The sequence below is a fragment of the Fictibacillus tiangongensis genome, from assembly GCF_048083785.1.
In the GTDB taxonomy this organism is placed as follows: Bacteria; Bacillota; Bacilli; order Bacillales; family Fictibacillaceae; genus Fictibacillus.
On the sequence record NZ_CP182294.1, the window covers coordinates 3,246,707 to 3,265,754 of the forward strand.

Annotated in this window: 21 protein-coding genes; 6 read left to right on the plus strand and 15 right to left on the minus strand. The window is 36.2% G+C overall.

The window, feature by feature from the left end; all coding sequences use genetic code 11:
* Nucleotides 1-114 precede the first annotated feature (114 nt).
* Nucleotides 115-825, minus strand: a complete 711-nt coding sequence (locus ACNJYY_RS17325; RefSeq protein ID WP_197129702.1) for a ZIP family metal transporter — start codon at nucleotides 823-825, stop codon at nucleotides 115-117.
* 207 nt (nucleotides 826-1,032) lie between these two features.
* Here ACNJYY_RS17325 and ACNJYY_RS17330 point away from each other — a divergent pair, with 207 nt between their 5' ends.
* From ACNJYY_RS17330 to ACNJYY_RS17345, 4 genes are all read left to right on the plus strand, one after another.
* Nucleotides 1,033-2,064 carry a multicopper oxidase domain-containing protein gene (locus ACNJYY_RS17330; RefSeq protein ID WP_370568612.1) on the plus strand — a complete coding sequence of 344 codons (1,032 nt, stop codon included), beginning with the start codon at nucleotides 1,033-1,035 and terminating at the stop codon, nucleotides 2,062-2,064.
* Nucleotides 2,065-2,078: 14 nt separating this feature from the next.
* Nucleotides 2,079-3,248, plus strand: coding sequence for a ZIP family metal transporter (locus ACNJYY_RS17335; protein WP_416729418.1), 1,170 nt, complete (start codon nucleotides 2,079-2,081; stop codon nucleotides 3,246-3,248).
* 12 nt (nucleotides 3,249-3,260) lie between these two features.
* Nucleotides 3,261-3,434, plus strand: coding sequence for a twin-arginine translocase TatA/TatE family subunit (locus tag ACNJYY_RS17340; RefSeq protein ID WP_197129696.1), 174 nt, complete (start codon nucleotides 3,261-3,263; stop codon nucleotides 3,432-3,434).
* Nucleotides 3,435-3,580: 146 nt separating this feature from the next.
* The gene (locus ACNJYY_RS17345) at nucleotides 3,581-3,919 is read left to right on the plus strand and encodes a helix-turn-helix domain-containing protein (protein WP_197129693.1); all 339 of its coding nucleotides are present in this window, start codon (nucleotides 3,581-3,583) and stop codon (nucleotides 3,917-3,919) included.
* 58 nt (nucleotides 3,920-3,977) lie between these two features.
* Here ACNJYY_RS17345 and ACNJYY_RS17350 read toward each other — a convergent pair whose 3' ends face one another.
* From ACNJYY_RS17350 to ACNJYY_RS17380, 7 genes are all read right to left on the minus strand, one after another.
* Nucleotides 3,978-6,104, minus strand: coding sequence for a heavy metal translocating P-type ATPase (locus tag ACNJYY_RS17350; protein ID WP_312035281.1), 2,127 nt, complete (start codon nucleotides 6,102-6,104; stop codon nucleotides 3,978-3,980).
* Nucleotides 6,076-6,465, minus strand: a complete 390-nt coding sequence (locus ACNJYY_RS17355) for an ArsR/SmtB family transcription factor (RefSeq protein ID WP_197129690.1) — start codon at nucleotides 6,463-6,465, stop codon at nucleotides 6,076-6,078. The genes ACNJYY_RS17350 and ACNJYY_RS17355 overlap by 29 nt, the downstream gene beginning before the upstream one ends.
* 353 nt (nucleotides 6,466-6,818) lie before the next feature.
* On the minus strand, nucleotides 6,819-8,090 hold the full coding sequence (locus ACNJYY_RS17360; RefSeq protein WP_416729419.1) for a cytochrome P450: 1,272 nt from the start codon (nucleotides 8,088-8,090) through the stop codon (nucleotides 6,819-6,821).
* 374 nt (nucleotides 8,091-8,464) lie between these two features.
* Nucleotides 8,465-9,001: a thiol-disulfide oxidoreductase ResA gene (gene resA / locus ACNJYY_RS17365; RefSeq protein WP_197129684.1), complete on the minus strand. Its 537-nt coding sequence runs from the start codon at nucleotides 8,999-9,001 to the stop codon at nucleotides 8,465-8,467.
* Nucleotides 9,002-9,212: 211 nt separating this feature from the next.
* Nucleotides 9,213-10,274, minus strand: a complete 1,062-nt coding sequence (locus ACNJYY_RS17370; RefSeq protein WP_197129680.1) for a copper resistance D family protein — start codon at nucleotides 10,272-10,274, stop codon at nucleotides 9,213-9,215.
* Nucleotides 10,271-10,816 (minus strand): copper resistance CopC family protein, encoded by a 546-nt coding sequence (locus ACNJYY_RS17375; protein WP_197129676.1) that lies wholly within the window; start codon nucleotides 10,814-10,816, stop codon nucleotides 10,271-10,273. The genes ACNJYY_RS17370 and ACNJYY_RS17375 overlap by 4 nt, the downstream gene beginning before the upstream one ends.
* A gap of 18 nt (nucleotides 10,817-10,834) precedes the next feature.
* Nucleotides 10,835-11,353: a PCYCGC motif-containing (lipo)protein gene (locus ACNJYY_RS17380; protein WP_312035280.1), complete on the minus strand. Its 519-nt coding sequence runs from the start codon at nucleotides 11,351-11,353 to the stop codon at nucleotides 10,835-10,837.
* Nucleotides 11,354-11,775: 422 nt separating this feature from the next.
* Between ACNJYY_RS17380 and ACNJYY_RS17385 the strand changes: the two genes are divergently transcribed.
* A complete protein-coding gene (locus tag ACNJYY_RS17385; protein WP_416729420.1) occupies nucleotides 11,776-12,510 on the plus strand; it encodes a YwmB family TATA-box binding protein in 735 nt (244 codons plus the stop codon).
* Between the two features lie 181 nt (nucleotides 12,511-12,691).
* Here ACNJYY_RS17385 and ACNJYY_RS17390 read toward each other — a convergent pair whose 3' ends face one another.
* Complete coding sequence (locus ACNJYY_RS17390; protein ID WP_197129670.1) at nucleotides 12,692-13,087, minus strand: sporulation protein; 396 nt, start codon at nucleotides 13,085-13,087, stop codon at nucleotides 12,692-12,694.
* Nucleotides 13,088-13,361: 274 nt separating this feature from the next.
* A complete protein-coding gene (locus ACNJYY_RS17395) occupies nucleotides 13,362-13,922 on the minus strand; it encodes a zinc dependent phospholipase C family protein (protein ID WP_197130015.1) in 561 nt (186 codons plus the stop codon).
* A 412-nt stretch (nucleotides 13,923-14,334) separates the two neighbouring features.
* Here ACNJYY_RS17395 and ACNJYY_RS17400 point away from each other — a divergent pair, with 412 nt between their 5' ends.
* The gene (locus ACNJYY_RS17400) at nucleotides 14,335-15,219 is read left to right on the plus strand and encodes a peptidylprolyl isomerase (RefSeq protein WP_197129666.1); all 885 of its coding nucleotides are present in this window, start codon (nucleotides 14,335-14,337) and stop codon (nucleotides 15,217-15,219) included.
* A 315-nt stretch (nucleotides 15,220-15,534) separates the two neighbouring features.
* On the opposite strand, the gene ACNJYY_RS17405 is transcribed toward ACNJYY_RS17400, so the two are convergent.
* The 5 genes from ACNJYY_RS17405 to ACNJYY_RS17425 form a co-directional block, all read right to left on the minus strand.
* On the minus strand, nucleotides 15,535-15,978 hold the full coding sequence (locus ACNJYY_RS17405) for a JAB domain-containing protein (RefSeq protein ID WP_197129663.1): 444 nt from the start codon (nucleotides 15,976-15,978) through the stop codon (nucleotides 15,535-15,537).
* Nucleotides 15,979-16,307: 329 nt separating this feature from the next.
* Nucleotides 16,308-16,508: a hypothetical protein gene (locus ACNJYY_RS17410; protein ID WP_197129660.1), complete on the minus strand. Its 201-nt coding sequence runs from the start codon at nucleotides 16,506-16,508 to the stop codon at nucleotides 16,308-16,310.
* A 112-nt stretch (nucleotides 16,509-16,620) separates the two neighbouring features.
* Entirely contained in the window at nucleotides 16,621-17,070 is a 450-nt protein-coding gene (locus tag ACNJYY_RS17415) for a CBO0543 family protein (protein ID WP_197129657.1), read from the minus strand.
* A gap of 298 nt (nucleotides 17,071-17,368) precedes the next feature.
* On the minus strand, nucleotides 17,369-17,935 hold the full coding sequence (locus tag ACNJYY_RS17420) for a hypothetical protein (RefSeq protein ID WP_416729421.1): 567 nt from the start codon (nucleotides 17,933-17,935) through the stop codon (nucleotides 17,369-17,371).
* Nucleotides 17,936-17,948: 13 nt separating this feature from the next.
* Complete coding sequence (locus ACNJYY_RS17425; RefSeq protein ID WP_416729422.1) at nucleotides 17,949-19,037, minus strand: lysozyme family protein; 1,089 nt, start codon at nucleotides 19,035-19,037, stop codon at nucleotides 17,949-17,951.
* Between the last annotated feature and the right edge of the window lie 11 nt (nucleotides 19,038-19,048).

A 19,048-nucleotide genomic window follows, 5' to 3' on the forward strand; every position in this document is an offset into this window, starting at 1 on the left:
TAATAAGAATGTATTCATACTTTGTCAATTGATTGCTATTAAATCACCAAATCCAAAATTATCCATAAAAAGGACTGCCTTTTATGGCAGCCGGAGAGTTCAGCATTTGTGGTTTTAGTGAATAAAAAGCAACGAGTATGGAATTAAAAAACCAAAGCTAGTGTATAAAAGCCATTCAAAAATCGTAACATCTTTACTTTTCCTTAAAAACTCATGGAGGGTTACAAAACTAAGTGTTCCTATCGATGTACCCATTAAAAGCGTATTTACTTTTATATTTTGAAGATATAAAAACGCATTGCCAATTAATGCGCTAATACCGAAGAAAAACGCAAGAATCAAACAAGTTAATGTAAAGAGATAGAAAGAAACATTTCCATATAAAGCAGATGACATAAGTGCTAGTCCTTCCGGTATGTGATGAAAAAACATGGCAAGTAAAAATGGTGAAGAAAATATGGAGTTTGAACTCTCGTTTATTAACAACCCTACACCTACGCCAGTGGGAAGGTTATGGAGGATTAAAGCAACTACTAAGAACATAAAGGATTTTTTGTTCCCCTTATGGAAAAATTGATCAGTAATTTTCATTAAAAGTGCACCAGCTATAAATCCAAGAATAATTCCCTTTGTCTCAAATAATTCAATGGCTTCTGGGATGATTTCATTTAGTAATAAACTTAGGATGATTCCTCCTGAAAACAATAAGACTAATTTCCTCCTTTTGAATACCACATCTTTTAGAAGTTGGAGACTACCACCACCAAGGAACGTGCCTAAAAACACAAAAACAAAAACCCCTAACCCAATAATGATTGAATTCATCTCGTTGTCTCCTCTTTTTTTGTCCCACCCACTTTCACCATATTCTATTGGCTTTTTGTTCATTCCAAATAAGAATTTTATAAATAGGATGTACAATAAATAACCTTACAAAAAAAAAACAATTGACAGGATACTTGTATTAGGCATAAAGTGTAGTTATTAATCATAAAAGTTGCATAAGGGAAACTTTTTAAGAGGAGGTCAAGTATGGATAAGGAACTGGAAGAAAAGGAACAAGTCTCTCGTCGTGATATTTTGAAAATGGGATCTGTCGGAGCCATTGGACTTGCAGGAAGTTATTTTTTGAACAAGGTTGCTCCATTTACAGGAACGGTTAACGCCTCATCTCACAACAATCACAAGAAAAAGAATAGTCATGCTAATCACGCGAACATGTCGGATAAATCCAAAACAAACGGCTATAAGATGGCTGAGAGATTGCTTACTGAATTTGATTATGGAAAAGTCAGCACCCTGCCGAATGGGCAAACACTAAGAACGTACGAAGTCGTTGCGGTTGATAAAGAGATCGAGATCGCTAAGGGAATCAAGTTTCCAGGCTGGACGTACAACGGAACCATCCCTGGACCAACATTCCGTTGTACAGAAGGTGACATGCTGCGTTTCAACTTTGTTAACAAAGGCAGTCACCCGCACTCGATTCATTTCCATGGCATCCATCCTCCCGAGATGGATGGGTTAGATCCGATCTATCCAGGTCAATCTTTCACGTATGAATTTGAAGCGAAGCCTTATGGATTACAGATCTATCATTGCCATGTACTCCCTTTGGCACGACATATTCATAAAGGACTTTATGGAAACTTTATCATCGATCCTAAGAAACCGAGAAAACCTGCAATAGAACTGAACATGGTGATGAACGGTTTTGACTTGGATTTAGACGGAGAGAACGAATTTTACACCGTGAACGGTTATGCGTTCGCGTTTATGAATCATCCGATAAAGATAAAAAAGGATGAGCTTGTCCGTATTTATTTGAGCAATCTAACGGAATTTGATTTGTTGAACTCGTTTCATCTTCATGCCAATTACTTTACGTATTATCCGACTGGAAGAGACGACAACCCTTCCCAGTTCACTGATACGATCATGCAATGTCAAGGTGAACGCGGGATTGTTGAAGTCCGTTTCCCATACAAAGGAAAATATATGTTCCATGCTCATGTCAGTGAATTCGCTGAACTAGGTTGGATGGGATTCTTTGAGGTCGAGTAAAAGGAGGGGTGAAGATGAAAGCAAAATGGTGGATTGCAGGACTTATTCCGTTGATTTTATTAGTTGGCGTATTAGCTTGGGTGTTAAAAAACGGGGCTGGTGTTGAACAAGATCCAGCCGCACCGATTGAAGTCTTAAACATCGAAAGAATACAAGTAACGGTTTCTGGATTCGAAGTGGATGTGAGCAACACAGGACCAGAAACCCTAAAGATTTCACAGGTAATGGTGGATGATTCGGTATGGGATTTTACGGTCTCTCCTAGTCAGACACTAAAGCGATTTGACGAAGGTACCGTCATGATCAATTATCCTTGGGTCGAAGGTGATCCTCATGCTATAAAACTGATTACGGAGAACGGCATCATCACGGAAGGTGAGATTCCAGCTGCAACGTTAACACCCAAGCCGACTTTGGAAAACTTTTTGAAATATGGCTTTATCGGATTTTATGTCGGGATCGTCCCCATCACACTAGGCTTGTTGTGGTATCCGTTCATGAAGCGTTTTAAACGTAAATGGATCAATGCAATATTAGCATTAACGGTTGGTTTATTGCTGTTCCTTTTCGTCGGAACATTAGCAGATGGATTCGAGATTGGAGCTGAAGCACCATCTGTCTTCCAAGGAAACATGGTGGTCATCATCGGAGCTGCTCTTACCTTCCTCCTTCTGATCGGCTTTGACCAGTATCAGCATAAGAAACAGGAATCTAAAGGGTATTCTCCTTATGCTTTAGCTTTACTCATGGCAACAGGGATAGGACTTCATAACTTCGGTGAAGGTCTTGCCATCGGCTCTTCTTTCGCCTTAGGTGAAGCCGCACTCGGAACCTTTTTAATCATCGGGTTCACATTGCATAACATCACAGAAGGCATCGGGATCGCTGCACCATTGTTAAAGACCAAACCACGGTTTAGGGACTTCGTACTCCTAGGATTGATCGCAGGGGCACCCGCCATCTTGGGCACTTGGTTCGGAGGCTTTGTCTTCTCTCCGATCTGGGGAGCATTATTCTTAGGAATTGGAGCAGGTGCGATCCTGCAAGTTATCTTTGTCATCACTAAGATGCTCATCGAAGACCATAAAAAGTTCAGAGAACCATCTGTCTCTTGGTTAAACCTAGCTGCATTCTCAGTTGGGATGCTCATCATGTACTTTACGGCGTTTTTCGTAAAATATTAAGGAGGGATAGCGATGTTAGGACCAGGAAGTTTGGTATTAGTAGGAGCTGCTGCTCTCATCGTCTTCGGGCCGAAAAAACTACCCGAACTAGGTAAAGCAGTAGGAGCGACACTGAGAGAGTTTAAAAAATCTACCAATGAACTTATGGATGAGGATGAAAGAAAAACGCAAAACAATAAAGATTAATACCACTAAAAAAATAATCAAAACATTAGAGGCTGCTAAGAATTTAGCAGTCTTTTATTACAAATATAGTATAATTTTACAATCACCTAAAAGGCTAAACTTATAAAGGATTAAATAAATTCCCTAAAGAAACGGAGGATCTAATAATGTTTCGGGATTTTGGCCAGAGAATGAGGGTTTATAGAAATCAAAGTAATGTGACTTTAATGGAACTTGCATATAAGTTAGGGGTTTCTAAATCGTATTTAAGTAAACTTGAAAATGGTAAGACGACTACTATTAAACTTACTAATCTTCAATTATTACATGATGAACTTAATCTGTTTCCAAATATTCCAAACGAATGGAGGCACGATAACATTTCTTTACGATTGTTACGGGCAAACCAACAATTACATTCCATTTACAAACAGCAACCCCATCTAGTTGAATCCATTTTAACCAATCTAGAGCAAAACATTCAATTGCAGCTGGACAACGAATAATGGCTCAATATAAATAGTAAAAAAACGCTTGGAAAACCTACTCCAAGCGTTTTGTAATTTAATTCTTGTCTTTTATACTTAAAAGTCTCAAACTATTTAATGTCACGATTAGGGTCGCACCCATATCTGCAAAAATCGCAATCCAGAGAGTAAGCCAGCCTGGAACGACTAAAAGCAACGCTAACAGCTTGATGCCAAGTGAAAATGTGATGTTTTGTTTAATAATCGTTAATGTTTTTTGGGAGAGTTTCATGGCGAATGGAAGTTTTCTTAAATCGTCTGCCATAAGAGCAATATCCGCAGTTTCTAATGCCGTGTCGGTCCCTGCTCCACCCATTGCTATCCCCACATTTGCTGCTGCAAGGGCGGGAGCATCGTTCACACCATCTCCTACCATCGCTACTTTTTCATAGGATTTACGAAGTTCTTTAATAGTTCCAAGTTTCTCATGTGGTAGTAGTTCAGACTGAATATCTGTAACACCTACTAGTTTCCCGATAGCTTCTGCAGTACCTTTATTATCCCCGGTCAACATGATTGTTTTTTGGATTCCTTGAGAATGCAACTGTTTTATGACTCCAAGACTGGATTCTCTTATTTCATCTGCAACGGCGATTAGTGCTAAGATTTCATTTTCGTTTCCAAATAATATTACAGTTTTCCCTTGGTTTTGCAATTCACTGATTTGAGCAGTGAATGATTCTATTCCTGATAAGATGCGCTCTTTGCTCCAAGTTGGACTTCCAGCGAAGTATGTTATACCGTTAATGGTTCCTTGGATACCCTTACCCGTTATAGATTGAAAGTTTTCAATATCAATCTGTTGGTAAGAGCAATCTAAATCATCCGCTTTCTTTACAATTGCCGATGCTAGGGGATGTTGAGACGCTCTTTCTAGGGCGGCTACTAGAGAGAATATCTCTTTAGTGTCACTTTCAATTTTAAGATCTGTTACAACAGGTATCCCCTTCGTTAACGTACCCGTTTTATCAAATGCTATTGCTTTAATCGCCCCAAGTTCCTCTAAATGGATACCGCCTTTTATTAATACACCGTTCCGAGCAGCGTTTCCGATTGCCGTTACGATAGAAACTGGTGTCGATATGACTAACGCACAAGGGCAACCAACTACGAGAACAGCTAATCCCTGGTAGATCCACTTCTGCCAGTCACCATCAAATAGGGGAGGGAGAACAGCGACAAGAAAGGCAACAAGGATGATTGCTGGTGTATAGTATTTTGCAAACCGATCCACGAAAGCCTGAGAAGGTGCTCTTTCTGCTTGAGCTTCTTCAACCAGATGAATAATTTTTGAGATTGTCGTGTCATCGACATGTTTGGTGACCTCAACCTCTAACAACCCTTCCTCGTTTAGTGTGCCTGCAAAGACTTCATCATCCTTTTCTTTTGTAACTGGAATGGATTCTCCTGTAATTGCCGCTTGATTGACAGAAGAGATTCCCTTTATTACACGTCCATCCATGGCAATTTTTTGTCCTGGTTTTACGATCATGACATCCCCTACCTCAATGTCATCAACCTTTACCATTTGTTCTTGGTTACCACGCTTGATCAGCGCTTCTTTAGGTGCTATATCCATCAAGGATCGGATCGATTGTCTTGCTTTATCCATCGAATAGGATTCTAAGGCTTCTGAGATAGCGAATAGGATGACAACCATCGCCCCTTCTCCCCATTCACCAATAAATGAAGCACCGATAATCGCGATTGTCATCAGAGTCCTCATATCAAAGTCAAGATGGAGAAGATTCTTAAATCCTGTGATAAACAGTCGATAGCCACCGATTACAATTGATAGGACATAGGGAATTATGGAAGTGATCGATTTCTCCCCATACATCTCAGCTGCAAGCCAACCCATGATCAGAAAAATGCTAGAAGCGATTAGGGAAGCATGCCGTTTATAAATTGCTTCATTATTTTTTTCAAACTCCTCGTTCTCTGGAACAACTTTGATATTCTCAAATGCTCCTGCTTTTTCGATTGATTTAATAGTGGTTTCTCCATATACAGTCAGTTTTAATGCTCCAAAATTAACACTTGCATCTGAAACACCATCCAGGTGTTTTACGTTCGTTTCGAACTTTTTCGCACAGCCCGCTCAAGTGAATCCAGACACACGGTATACAGTTTTGTTACCTTGCTTCGTTAAAGCTTCTTCCACGATGTTCCACCTCCTCCTGGTGTGTAAAAGTAATTTTAATCAGTTGTACTACATGCTCATCATCTAAAGAATAAAAAACCAGTTTTCCTTCTTTTCGGTATTTCATTAAGCCCATACTCCTAAGATGTCTTAGATGATGGGATGCTGTTGCAGTTGTACTTCCTACGATGTTAGCAACATCACAAACACATAGCTCCTTTTCAAGTGTAAGTGCATAAGCTATTTTAAGTCTTGTTTCATCTGAGAGAGCTTTGAAAATACTTGCTACGTTTAGCGAATTTCTTTTATTGATTTCATCTTTAACTCGAACAACTTTTTTCTCGTCAAAACAAGTTACTTCGCATACGTCTTGACTTTTCAACTTTTATCCACCTCATCCCAAACATTCAAACATCCATTTGAATGTATTATATGTAAATTGAAGAGGACGTGTCAACATTCAAGAGTAACTCCAGCATTTTGAAACCCTTTAATCTCAATTTGATGTAGTTTGTCGTGGTTGCACCATCTTTTGTTTGAGTAGTTCAGATATAATTCACCATAAACATTTTCATTTTGTTGTTTGTAATAAGTATGGTTAAGGTTTTTTTTATTAATTGGACACACATAAATGGTTTAGAACGGATTGATTCCCACATAAGAAAGCCCGTTTTTAACTTATTAGCAAAAACAGGCATTATCCAATAAATTAATTAGGTTACATTAAAACCCCATTCAAGAGTCAGTAGTCAGCTTTGGTTTAACATTTTTTATTACTACTTTGCTTTTTGGAATACTCGGCATGCTCACCAAGCTGTAACTTAAATCCTGATCTGGAACTTCATATTTCATTTGATTAACCAGATAATCAAGACTTACTTTCATAACTTCAATTGTGACCCATTCTCCAGCACAGCGATGACCCATAAATTGATCACCACCACCTTGTGGAATGAAGCTAAAAGGGCTTCCTTCCCATCTGGCAAAGCGCATCGGATTGAATAAATCAGGGCTTTCCCATACTTCTGGATCATGATTGGTACCATAAAGATCAAGTAATGTTAAGGTATCTTTTTTAAACTCATAGCCCTTCCAGACAAAATCTGTTTTCACCAGTGCCGCAACACAAGGAAAAAATGGAAAGAATCGGCGCACTTCCTGTATAAACATATGAAAATATTTTTTATCGCAGGATTGAAGTTTTTTCCTTTCTTCCGGATAATGATGCAATGCGAGCGCTATGAAATTGATAAATATAGCGTTCGCGACAATTGGTCTCAAGATATTGATTACTTCAACAGCAGCGGTGTTGATATCCAGAAGCTTTCCTTCTAGATCTTTATGCCAGGTAAATACATGTAAAGCAGTATCTTCTGGAGGATTTATTTTCCCATTACGCACCTTATTAATTAACTCGACAATCCACTTCTCCACGTTATTACGTGCATGTCTACCAAGCCAATGATTAAGGCCAATTGCGGCTGGAGTCTCGAACATCGCTGCTAAGTCTTTTGTCATTTTTTTAACATCAGCATCTTCTATAGGAACTCCCGCCCATTGACACGCCGTTCTGCACATAATTTCCTTCACTTCTTCATAGAGGGTAATTTTGTCTTTCCGTTCCCATTTATTTAGAGCTGTCATCCATTGAATTTTTGTAATGTTTGTTAGTTTTCGGATTCCTTGGGTAGTCATAATGGACATAAACATTTCTTTCCGATGTTTGTGATCTTGTCCATCCAATGCCTGAACACCATTTTTCCCAAACAATGTTTGAACTGCTCGATTTGGTGCTGCACTTTTCCTTTTGAATTTCTCAGGGTCATAAAAAATTTCAGTAGCTTCCATCCCGACCATGCATATTGCTTTTTTTCCAAGTAATCGTGTCTCAAAAACATTAGAATTAAAGCCTTGACGTCTATTTAAAATGTATCTATAACCCTCTCTAATGAAACTTAATGAATGATCTATTCCTTCCTCTCGAGGCATTTTACGTATTTCTGACATATCATTTACCTCCACTTCAATTAGTAATGGTTTATTTATTAACTATTCCTTATTAACTTTTAATAAACTTACACATTCTATACGGTGCTCAAATTGATATAATTTAACCTTATTAATGATAAGGATAAGGTCTTCAAACATGAAACTTTTGCATCCAAACTTGCAGCAACGGAAAGTCTTCACAAAATAAACATTGAACCGCCACACTTTATTAACGTTTTTAAAAAGAATTACATCTTTCTATTAAAGATGGAAGATGAATGTTATCTTATAGCCATCCCTAGAACAACTTATGCAAAAGAAGCCTCCCACGAAAATTTAGTGGGAGGCTTTTTTTAATTTCTTCTCTTATTCATTTAGCTAGTAAAATGCACTTATTTCTTCTCTTTAGGTACGATTTGATTCATAAAGGAAATGATGTCTTTTTCACTTAAGCTAGCGGTAGTCTTTTTTACAATTTTTCCGTTCTTATCAATCAAAACCGTTGTGGGTATCGGTCCAATCCCAAAAGCTTTAGTTACTTCTCTATCTTTATCCATAGGAATTGGGAAAGACAAGTGGTATCTATCTACGAAGTTCTTGACTGACACGTTAGACTCAGCTATGTTAACGGCTAGAATCTCAACCCCCTGATCTTTATATTTTTGATATTGTCGTTCCATATAAGGCATCTCCCGCTCACAAGGTTTACACCAAGTACCCCAAAAATTCAAGAAAACTCCTTTGCCACGATAATCAGATAATTTCACAGATTTTCCGTTCAAGTCTTTCAATACAAAATTAGGCGCTTGATCTCCAACCTGAACGAGAGAATTTTTTTCCTTAAAAAGGTTTATATAGAGCGTGTATCCAATTACTAGTACAAAAACACCTAGAATCAGACTCCTGTAAATAAATCGATTTTTTTTCATTTTTAACCCTTCGTTATCATATTTTTTTTCTTTAAAACTAATGTGGCCAAACTTCGATCACTCCTAAATAAAATATTACCTTATACATATTGCTCATTTATTTCAAACCCTTATTGAAAATATAGCAGTTAAATTTGTATAAAGTGTGAAGAAATAAAAATTAATACACATAAATAAAAACATCCTCCGGCTTTTCAGCCGAAGGAAAACACTACAAAGTTATATTAAACATAAAACCAAAATATAAAGTCACGATAAAAGCTAGACCAAAGGACAAGGCTAAAACTGGTTTCGCATTTTTTCTAAAGCTGATTAATATCAATAGCAAGAACAATACAGAAAGTAAACCTAAAATAACACCTAACATGGTTGGTTCTAATTGAATTTGGAAAGAAGACGGTATTTTACTTCCAAGGAAGTGCAGCATCCATGGAGCGGTCTCCACCGATTCATGAGGCGGTGACAAGGTTCCTAGTCTACTTGTAAAGAAAAATACGATCAATAATATAAGGCTTTCGATCCTCATCCAAGAAAGGGGTTGAAAGGACCAATCAGCCTTTGTTTTTTTAGCCAGTATCCCGTTGATGACAGCAAACACGAGAACGGGGATTATGCTGATATGTTTAAGCAGTAACATCTGACCATATGGAATAGCCCAGGAGTTAAGATATTCGCTTGGTTCCACGACTTTAAACATGATAAAGATGCCACTCATAAAAAGGATAACCACACATCCTATGGCTACCGGATTAAACCATCTTAAGAACTTCGCCCAGTTTTTTGCTTCCTTTGAAAACCAAGCTACTTGAAGTAGAATCCCTACCCAAACGCATACACTTAAGAAATGTACCGTATGAAGGAAAAAGCCTGACCAAAAAGATAGTGAGGCAACATGGCTCGCATATCCTACAGAACCTATCAATAGGAGCAGCCAAAATGCTTGCAAGTGTTTGGAACCTTTTAAGAATAAGGTCACCCATAGCATTACAGAAACAATCGCTGTGATAATCCAGCCTTTTCCAACGTTGAATTGTGTGAGAACCAAGTAAGTGGTATGTCTAAAACCAAAATCCTCTGCAAAATAATTGATGACATAAAGTACCGGGCCGAAGGAAAAGAGTAAAACCCCTAGTGGCATGATTAGCAATAGTGTTCTAGAAGTTATGATCTTCGGCTGTTTGGATTCTGGAACGTACTGTAAAATCACATGTCCAACGAGTAACGAAAAGAAAACATAGTTTAAGAATTCAGCGAACGGAATGAAACCGGTCATGACTTCATCTTCTTGATTCTGAAGAAAAAGACGATAGTGCCAATCACAAAGCCGATGATGATAAAGAATATCGGACTAAGACCCTCATCCTTTTTTGTATTCTCTTTGGTTAACCCTTTTTCTTCATCTTTTTGTTTATCAGAATCCGTTTCTGTTTCGTTTTCCACTGGTGAATCTACTTTTTCTTTTTGTTCGACTTGAACGTTGAACGGGATTTCTCCGTCAATAGGATGACCGTCCGTTCCGATTATCTTCCACTGGATCTTGTATGAGCCATTTTCTAATGAACGAGGCAACATGCCACTCATTGACTTTTCTTTGATCTTAACGGAATCAAGTTCAATCTCTTCCCCATCATCCTTAACGACCTTCATCGTACTTAAGTTCTCAACCTTTGTTTCGAATTGAAGGGTTATCTCTTTTAGTTCCTCTTTCACTATATCGCCATCTGCAGGACTTGATGATTTTAGTCCTGTATGAGCACTTGTGAGAGTTGGTACCATAAACGTAAGTAAGCAAAGCATTAACACAAATTTTTTCATATAAAATCACCTGTTTCTTTAAATTTCTGGAGTGGGTGTTGGTTTTGCATATCCCTTTTCATACGTTGAGTCAATTTTTTCTCGAATTTCTTTTATGGATTTGCCTTTGCTGTAATCAAGTACGGATTTTGCGGCAATTTCTAAACATACTCCGCACTTTGTCCCATGATCATCCCATACCAGAGAACCATCTGATTTATTTTCATTTATAAAACAATCGTAGTTATTCTTATGACCCGCTTCTTCACCACAGCCACAATAACAGGGCATCTTCTCTAATAACTCTTTATGCATAGCAGCAGCTTTATAGATAATCTGCATGTTTTCTGGTTTTTCAGATAAAAAAGAGGGAAGCGTCTCCATGTTCTTTGTTTCTTCTCTAATATCTGAGACCCCATGATCTGACTTTTGACTGCTTGATTCAGATTTATGATTGCTATGTTCAGCATTGCTCTTCTTAGGCTCATCTTTTGAACATGCCGTAGCTAATAAAAGGCATAAAACGAGCAGATAAGGTACTATTCTATTTATGTTCACAGTTTCTCACTCCTAAACAGTTAGCGGTTTAGCTTCAACGTTATTGTAATAAAAGAAAAGCCCCTCGTATAGACGGTTCACAATATATACATATATAAACAAATAAAAAAAGCAGTGAGTTGTCTCGCCACTTTTCACAAAGTAGTAAATAAAATTCACTTATTATTTTGTTTATAATTTCAGCAATCTATAAGATCATTCCTGCACACTTTTAAATAAACATATATAATCATTGTTTTTTACTTCGATTTTCTTCTTCTCGTTTATGACCTTCTAATAACAAATGGAAGAAGAAGTCGATCCCTTTGTTAAATCCTAAATATTTCGCACAAAAATATGGAATGATTTTAATGTTAGTGAATCTAGTAAACTTGTATAATTTCATCTCTAGCTGGTAATCCTTTAATTATGGGGTGAATACGATGTTAAACAAGAAGAGAAGGAATTTATTTTTAATTGTATTTTTATTTGGTATTTTTTTATTGAATGAGAAAAATGCTTTTAGTTTCTTTAAGGAAAATCAATTGTTGGATATAATAGAAGGGGTAAAAAAACAGGAAATAGAAATAAAAAATTGGTCTATGTTAATAAAGAAACCTATTGTTCAAACGAAAAGCAAAATTGAAATTAATAAAAAAATAGAGCAAATTAAAACTGAACAAAAAGGATTTACATGGTCGATCGAACCTTCACAAGGAAAGCACTATAAAATGATAGGGATGAGGAAAAATTTTACAGGGAATGTCAGTGAGAGAATATTGATTATCTTTTATCCTGTAGAAAATAATAGATATAATTTGAGTGTCACATACGCTGTACTTGGTAAAGGCTGGAACAGAAATGAATGGAATCGCATTTCAAAGGAATACGAGTCGGAAATGAATCGCTTTTCTGTATTTGAAGGTGTTAAAAAGCTTAAGGAACCACTAAAAACGGAAGCAACAAAGTTATTAAATCGGTTCTCTGCAAATACAGTAGAGGGTTTGTATGAAAAAAACTTCATATCAGTATCTGCTTATAATAAGATTTGGAAATCAAAAATTCCATTAGGAAATCAAAAATTTATGAATCTACACATTTCTTATCGAACTTCAAACGGTAATAATAATGATACAACCGTAACGATCGGCACCCCTATTATTACATCGGAGTATTAAAGCTGTTTTTCGGTTTGCTTCATAAATTTTTAACGTGTTAAAAAACTTTTACATGTTTGATATCATTATTATAAGAACATATGATAAATAGAACTTATCCCAACCCCATTTTTGTGTAGATATAGAAAGGTCATGCCTACTTAGAGGCATGACCTTGTTGTTTACGCCGTATATAAAAAGTTTAAGATTTGAACACTATTTTAATAACATCTTCATCATCACTCTTTAATCCTTCGTTAAAAATTAATTTTGTTTTAAAGTAATAAGACTCTTCTTGTCGAGACGCTACAAGTGATGAAGGCAGTTCGAAGGTAAATGGAATCCTAGTTTCTTCGTCTGCGTTTATGATTGTAGAAGTATGAATAGTGAAAGACTTAATTACTTGCTCCGTCTGCTTATTTATATTTTGATAAATAAGATCGCAATCTACTCTTCTAATTCCTTGTTCGATAATCCCTCCGTTTATATTGAAGTGCCCGACTACAATCTCACCAGGATAATAAGTGTCCTTCTCTAACAATAAGTCAATTTTCGCTGAACCAATTCCAATTAATGCTGTGTACTTTCTAATTAACATATAGGTCCCTCCATATTAAAAGATAAATTTCCAGTTTCAATAGTGACAAAACATTAGCAACAGCCTAGTGAAAGAAAAAAGACCTATGCTATTTTGCGGCATAGGTCTTAGAATTCAAAAAAGACCTCTACCAACAGGTAAAGGTCTTGCTAACAACAGCGTGTTGCCAATACAGCCGAGAGTAAACTCCGAATTGACGACTATACTGTAAAAGCTACTCCCCTTTAGGAGAAATATATTTTTTTCTGAAATCTCTTTAGATAGATATCGGTCATTAAGCTGTTTTACTGACCGTGTTAGAATAAATTTTTTCCAGAATGAAAGTGCATAAAGCACTGCAAACATTAACTGAATACACTACATCTCTCATGTAATCGCTCTCCAATTCATACTCTGCTAACAATTCTTTCAGAAAAAAAGATACGCTTTCTTTAGAGTAATCCTTTACCGCAGGCAAGGTCAGTCGATTTACCAAATTCAAAGTCTTTACCTTATTATCTAATGTTGCTTCATACTTCACGTGAGGTATCATGTAATCTTTAAATTCCCACCTTTGATTATGTGGAACGCAAAAAAAGTCAGTAACAAAATGGCAAATGACACCCATTTCAATTTCAATTCTTTTTTGTTTTTGTTTATCTAATAAATGGATTGCTGGTGTATTAATAAGAGCAACAACTTTATCTACGACAAAATCAAAACTCTCTTCTATATAATGTTTTCGTTTGGCAAGTTCAGGAACAAAATCTGGTTTCATATTAGCCCAATAGAATGTTGATTTGTTTAAGTCATACTGAACATTTTCTTTAACATGTGTCTTTATATGAAAAGCCATCACTTTATGTGAATATGCAAACAGAATAAACAGTCCTTTCTAATAGAAACATTATTTTCATAAACATAGTACATTCGTGAAATTTAGTCAACTTGTGTAATGTTTTTATATGTTATTAATTAATCGATTACCGATAAATGTCCCGGTCTAATAAGCTATGTTAAGGAAACATGAAATGGATAACCTAAATTCGAATAAATGATAAAGTACTGTATACACCGTATTTTGGTTAATACTCATTGTAAGCTCTGGCTTCTCTATGTGTGCGTATATTGCCTTTTTGATTGAATAAGATAATTTAAAACCCTCTTTAAAAACTTTGTAATTTCTCTCATATTCCCAGTTTAGAATCCCAAAATGATTATGGTATATCTACAAACACTAAGAAAAAATGACCTTGGAGGGTTTATAATTGAAAAGATGGATGCTTTCGTTAGGATTAATGACAGGACTCCTTGCATTGTCAGCTTGTAGTTCTGGAGAAGCTTCAGATTCAGAAGCTATTGTAGAGTCGAACGTGGGAGAAATCACGAATGAAGATCTTTACGCTAAATTAAAAGCTCGATACGGAGAACAAGTTCTTAGCCAAATGGTTGACCAGATGGTACTTGAAAAAAAGTATAAGGTAACTGACAAAGAAATAAAAAAAGAAATAGAAAAGATCAAGAAAGAATCTGGCGGGGAAGATGCGTTCAAAAAGCTTCTTGAACAGAACGGAATTACTGATGAAAAAGCACTTGAAGATCGTATAAAAACTATGCTCGTCAGCCAAAAAGCCACAACAGATGGCGTGAAAGTTTCAGCAGAAGAAATGAAGAAAGCATTTGAAGAAAAATTCAAAACTGAGGTTAAGGCTAGTCACATCCTTGTTGACGATGAAAAAACAGCACAAGAAGTAAAAGAAAAACTCAATAATGGTGGAGATTTCGCAAAGCTAGCAGAAGAGTATTCAAAAGATCCTGGATCAAAAATGAAAGGTGGGGATCTTGGCTTTTTTGGTAAAGGAGCCATGGTACCTGAATTTGATAAAGTTGCTTTTACAATAGAAAAAAATAAAGTAAGCGATCCGATTAAATCTAATTATGGCTATCACATCATTAAAGTGACTGATAAACGAGAGAATACTTTTAATGATAAAGAAAAAGAAATAGAAGAACAAATAAAACAAGAAAAAGCAAAACCAATTACTGAAATCGTAGAGAAGCTTCGCAAAGATGCAAATGTAAAGGTTAATGACAAAGAGCTAAAAGGGATCTTAGAGAAGAAGCAAGAACAAACTCCTCAAATGCCTCAATAATTTTTTTTTCAAAACTCGTTTTCGTAAATAAATAGCAAAGAATTCAAAAGAGCATCTAATACGATGCTCTTTTTTGATGGGATCGTAAAGGTAAAGACCACCATTTAGTAAACATCATACGTATAAAATAAAACTTAAATTGTGCTGGTATTGCTTTTATTGTGTCAGCACATTATTGTGCGCTTCAAAGCATTTCCGATTGTGAATCACAGTAAAGATAAGGGGAGCGTTTTCTCTCCTTTAAGGTACTTGGACATTCCATTTCTGAGAAAATAAGAAATAAAGGAAGAGATTTTCATCTCCTCCTTCTATGCTTTACATGCAGCCTTTTTCTTTTAAGCTTGTATAGTCTGCATCGGCATTTACTATCAGATGATCTAATACATCAATGCCAAGCATCTTGCCGGCTTCTGCTAATCGCTTCGATACTGCAATGTCTTCTCCGGATGGTGTGATATCTCCACTTGGATGCTGGTGCGAGACGATAATCGAAGCTGAGTTGTTTAAGATCGCCGCCTTGAATACCTCTCTTGGGTGAACAATACTTGAATTAAGAGCTCCTACATGACATCGGTGGACGGCTACAACTCTATTTTTCGTATTGAGACACATCACGAGAAATACTTCCCTGTCTTCATCTCCTATGAATGCAGCTGCAATCTTTGCTCCATCGATTGGTGAACGAATCATGTGACTCTCTCCTTCTCTCACCTCTGCGATAACTTGCTTGATTTGAAGAATTTCATACAGTTTTTCCATGCTTCAACAGCTCCCTTCTTTGTTTGAAGGCCAACTAATCTTTGCGATAAGAGCTGTCAAGGGACTTGAAGTTTGTGCAAGTTTTTTGGAGTGTTATCAAAAAAGTTCACAAAGTTTGCGGAGAGATAGCGAAGCATCCCTTTACTGATCTCATGAGCGAACGATTACACTTAAGAGAACAAAGAGGAAAGAGAAAATACTTTTTATTTTTCGGTTAAAAAGTACATCTAATAATTTAATTCTTGCTATTGACCTTCAACAATCGCACCAGTTAGTTGAAAAGAAGATCTTTGATAAGGAGTAACCTACCCCATTTTAATTGGTATTTGTCAGCCACCCTCTATACAAGTTGCAGTAGAGCTCCCAACAGCAGTATTTAATTTTTCAAGAAGTATAGATAGATGTTGTTCTTCCACTAATGTTTCTAAGGATTGATTTATAATTGGGATACGATATTTATTGAAAATTTCTGCCGTCATTTCCCAAACTTCAACTATTGCTCGGGGGGACATATTTGATTGTATAACCACTCTATTCTCCTTTTGCTTAATTTTATTTTAGATCTGATTCAATAAACCTCGCCTTTTGTTCAATAAAATAGTATACTTCTCCTTTTTGAAGAATTCACAAAGTTAGTGCAATCTAATTTAAAACGTTGTTTTTTACTAAAGCTTTATAGTAAAAATACAATAAAAAATAAGGTGCAAGATATGAAAGAAAAGTCCAACCTATATTCCAATTGTTACTGTATTCAACCCTTCCAATTATTAGATAAATGAACTCTAGTCCTGTTGTTACTAAAGAAAAAACTAATATAGTGAATAAAGCTTTTTTGTATTTTCGTATTAATAATATAAGTAAGAATGCCAAGATACTGTATAAACCTAAATTGAATGGCAGCTCAGCAATGGTATCATCATCAAATGGTTTTACGTTCCAAAAACCAAAATAAAAACCGAGTTCATCAACAAAAAAGGCTAATACACTTCCGAATGGAGCTATCGTTAATAGAAGTGCTTTATTCATTTTTTTGTGAAACATTAATATTATAGACCAGGGAACTAGGAAGGCAACAAAAATGTTAAAGAACATAATTAAATAATCACCCCTATCATTTTTCCTCTTATCCTTTCTAAATTTGACTGTTTCTATTGGTAATTAACACAAACTATCCCATAAAAGAGTTATTCTTGAGTGGAGGACTAAAAAATGTAAAAATATTATTTACTCCCTGCCATAAAAGGAACTTTATTCATCCCTTATGCTTTAGGTGAACATTCTACATTATTCATTTAACATCCTGCTTTTCAACTAACCCTTATTCTAATATCTGGCCCATTGAATAAATATAAGAAAAAAGATGTCCTTTTTAGCAAGACATCTTTCATTTTTATAATGGTTCAGCATCTAATTGTTCAAATCGATTGACTAACCACTTCTCTCCTTCCTTTTGTAAGAAGACTTCCAATGTAATTCGTGAGTTTTCTTTTTGGTTGTTAGCTAAAGTAGTTATTGTCTCCTCAAATGTAACGACAGCACTTCCGTTCTCACCTTCATTTTTGATGTAAACCCTAGAATTATTGACTTCATGTTCATATAGAAGCTTTTCCCATTCTTCAGTTGGAAAGTACTTGTTGAACAGTTCTTGTGTTAAAACCGTTTTTGCTTTTTCACGTCTTTGTTCAAGTTGATCATCTTTTATATGAAACATGGACTGTATAAAGACATTAATGCTCTCTTCAATCTTTGCAGTTTCAGTTTCGTTTACTTTTTTTGTGTTCATTCTGGTATTCGTTTTTAAGAATTGTATTTGATCTTCTTTTCGTTCAACTTCCTTTGTAAGTCTATTAATTTGGACAACTTGCTGATCGATTGTTCGAAAGCCGAACCAGATAAGTAGAATTAATATAATCGTGAAACCTAATAAACCTGTCTTTACTATGAATTCCTGTTTCAAATTTTCCTCCTCCCTATAAACCCAGTAGAGTATGTGGATTTAGGTGATTACTCCATTTGGATTCTTTAATTTCAAAATGGAGATGGGGACCTGTTGAATTTCCTGTGCTACCGCAAACTCCAATATTCTGACCGCTTTTGATCGATTCACCTTTTCTAACATTCGCCTCCGATAAGTGAGCATAACCGGAATATAAGTTATCTCCATGTTTCAATATAACTAAATTCCCATAACCTGCAGCTCCGTTTTTATTTTTATGAAATCCAGAATAAACGACTTTCCCTTCACTTGCTGCATGAATAGGTGTTACATGATTAATACAACCAAAATCGATCCCCTTGTGATGCTCTCTTCTACCGTCTGACCAGGTTCTCCATCCGAATCCACTCGTAATGCCCTTCAAACCCTTTAAGGGAGATGACCATTCTCCGTTGCCTGAAGGAGGCATTGTGAAATCATAATATTGTAGAACAGCATCGACATATCCAACATCACCATAACACGCGTTATTAGCTAACGACTCGGATCGTACGCAGCTATACAAACCCGTATGTGCGAGTTTTTCATACTGCTTCTGCGAAAAAGACACAGCTAACTCTTTTGAATATTTCCCTCCATTTCGGTTCACATAGTCGATGAACCCACTTCCGAAATTATAGCTTTGAATGGTCGTTTTCAAATCACCCTCTGCTTCCTTAAGCATTGCAGAAAAGTACTTTACACCTTGCTCAATAGATTTTTCAGTATCTTTAATACACCCAACACTTCCACATAAGCTTTCACTCGCTTGCATTGGATCGTCACCTTTTCCTCCCGACTCTTGCATCATAATAGCAAGTAGAACACTGACATATTCGCTCACTTCGTATTCTTTTGCGTATTTCTCTACCGTTGCTTTATGTTTAAGGACATTTTGACTGACATTAGCCGTTCCTTCTTCTAACGTATTGTTTTTACCACCAAATAATTGATCAGCCATCATTAATACCATAAAGGCACTTCCGAAAAGCAGTCCAATAAATAGAATGATAGGTAGCAGATATTTCAGTACCAATACCCATATGGCTGTCTTCACTTTTACTTCTACAGCTTGTCTTATCAACTGGCATCCCT

Excerpts from the sequence above, each read along its gene's own strand:
- ACNJYY_RS17385 (WP_416729420.1), top strand. The coding sequence starts at position 11,776 with ATGTTAAACAAGAAGAGAAGGAATTTATTTTTAATTGTATTTTTATTT.
- ACNJYY_RS17325 (WP_197129702.1), bottom strand. The coding sequence starts at position 825 with ATGAATTCAATCATTATTGGGTTAGGGGTTTTTGTTTTTGTGTTTTTA.
- ACNJYY_RS17395 (WP_197130015.1), bottom strand. The coding sequence starts at position 13,922 with ATGGCTTTTCATATAAAGACACATGTTAAAGAAAATGTTCAGTATGAC.
- ACNJYY_RS17375 (WP_197129676.1), bottom strand. The coding sequence starts at position 10,816 with ATGAAAAAATTTGTGTTAATGCTTTGCTTACTTACGTTTATGGTACCA.
- ACNJYY_RS17405 (WP_197129663.1), bottom strand. The coding sequence starts at position 15,978 with ATGGAAAAACTGTATGAAATTCTTCAAATCAAGCAAGTTATCGCAGAG.
- ACNJYY_RS17330 (WP_370568612.1), top strand. The coding sequence starts at position 1,033 with ATGGATAAGGAACTGGAAGAAAAGGAACAAGTCTCTCGTCGTGATATT.
- ACNJYY_RS17340 (WP_197129696.1), top strand. The coding sequence starts at position 3,261 with ATGTTAGGACCAGGAAGTTTGGTATTAGTAGGAGCTGCTGCTCTCATC.
- ACNJYY_RS17370 (WP_197129680.1), bottom strand. The coding sequence starts at position 10,274 with ATGACCGGTTTCATTCCGTTCGCTGAATTCTTAAACTATGTTTTCTTT.
- resA (WP_197129684.1), bottom strand. The coding sequence starts at position 9,001 with ATGAAAAAAAATCGATTTATTTACAGGAGTCTGATTCTAGGTGTTTTT.
- ACNJYY_RS17415 (WP_197129657.1), bottom strand. The coding sequence starts at position 17,070 with ATGTTCTTTAACATTTTTGTTGCCTTCCTAGTTCCCTGGTCTATAATA.
- ACNJYY_RS17360 (WP_416729419.1), bottom strand. The coding sequence starts at position 8,090 with ATGTCAGAAATACGTAAAATGCCTCGAGAGGAAGGAATAGATCATTCA.
- ACNJYY_RS17335 (WP_416729418.1), top strand. The coding sequence starts at position 2,079 with ATGAAAGCAAAATGGTGGATTGCAGGACTTATTCCGTTGATTTTATTA.
- ACNJYY_RS17345 (WP_197129693.1), top strand. The coding sequence starts at position 3,581 with ATGTTTCGGGATTTTGGCCAGAGAATGAGGGTTTATAGAAATCAAAGT.
- ACNJYY_RS17390 (WP_197129670.1), bottom strand. The coding sequence starts at position 13,087 with ATGTTAATTAGAAAGTACACAGCATTAATTGGAATTGGTTCAGCGAAA.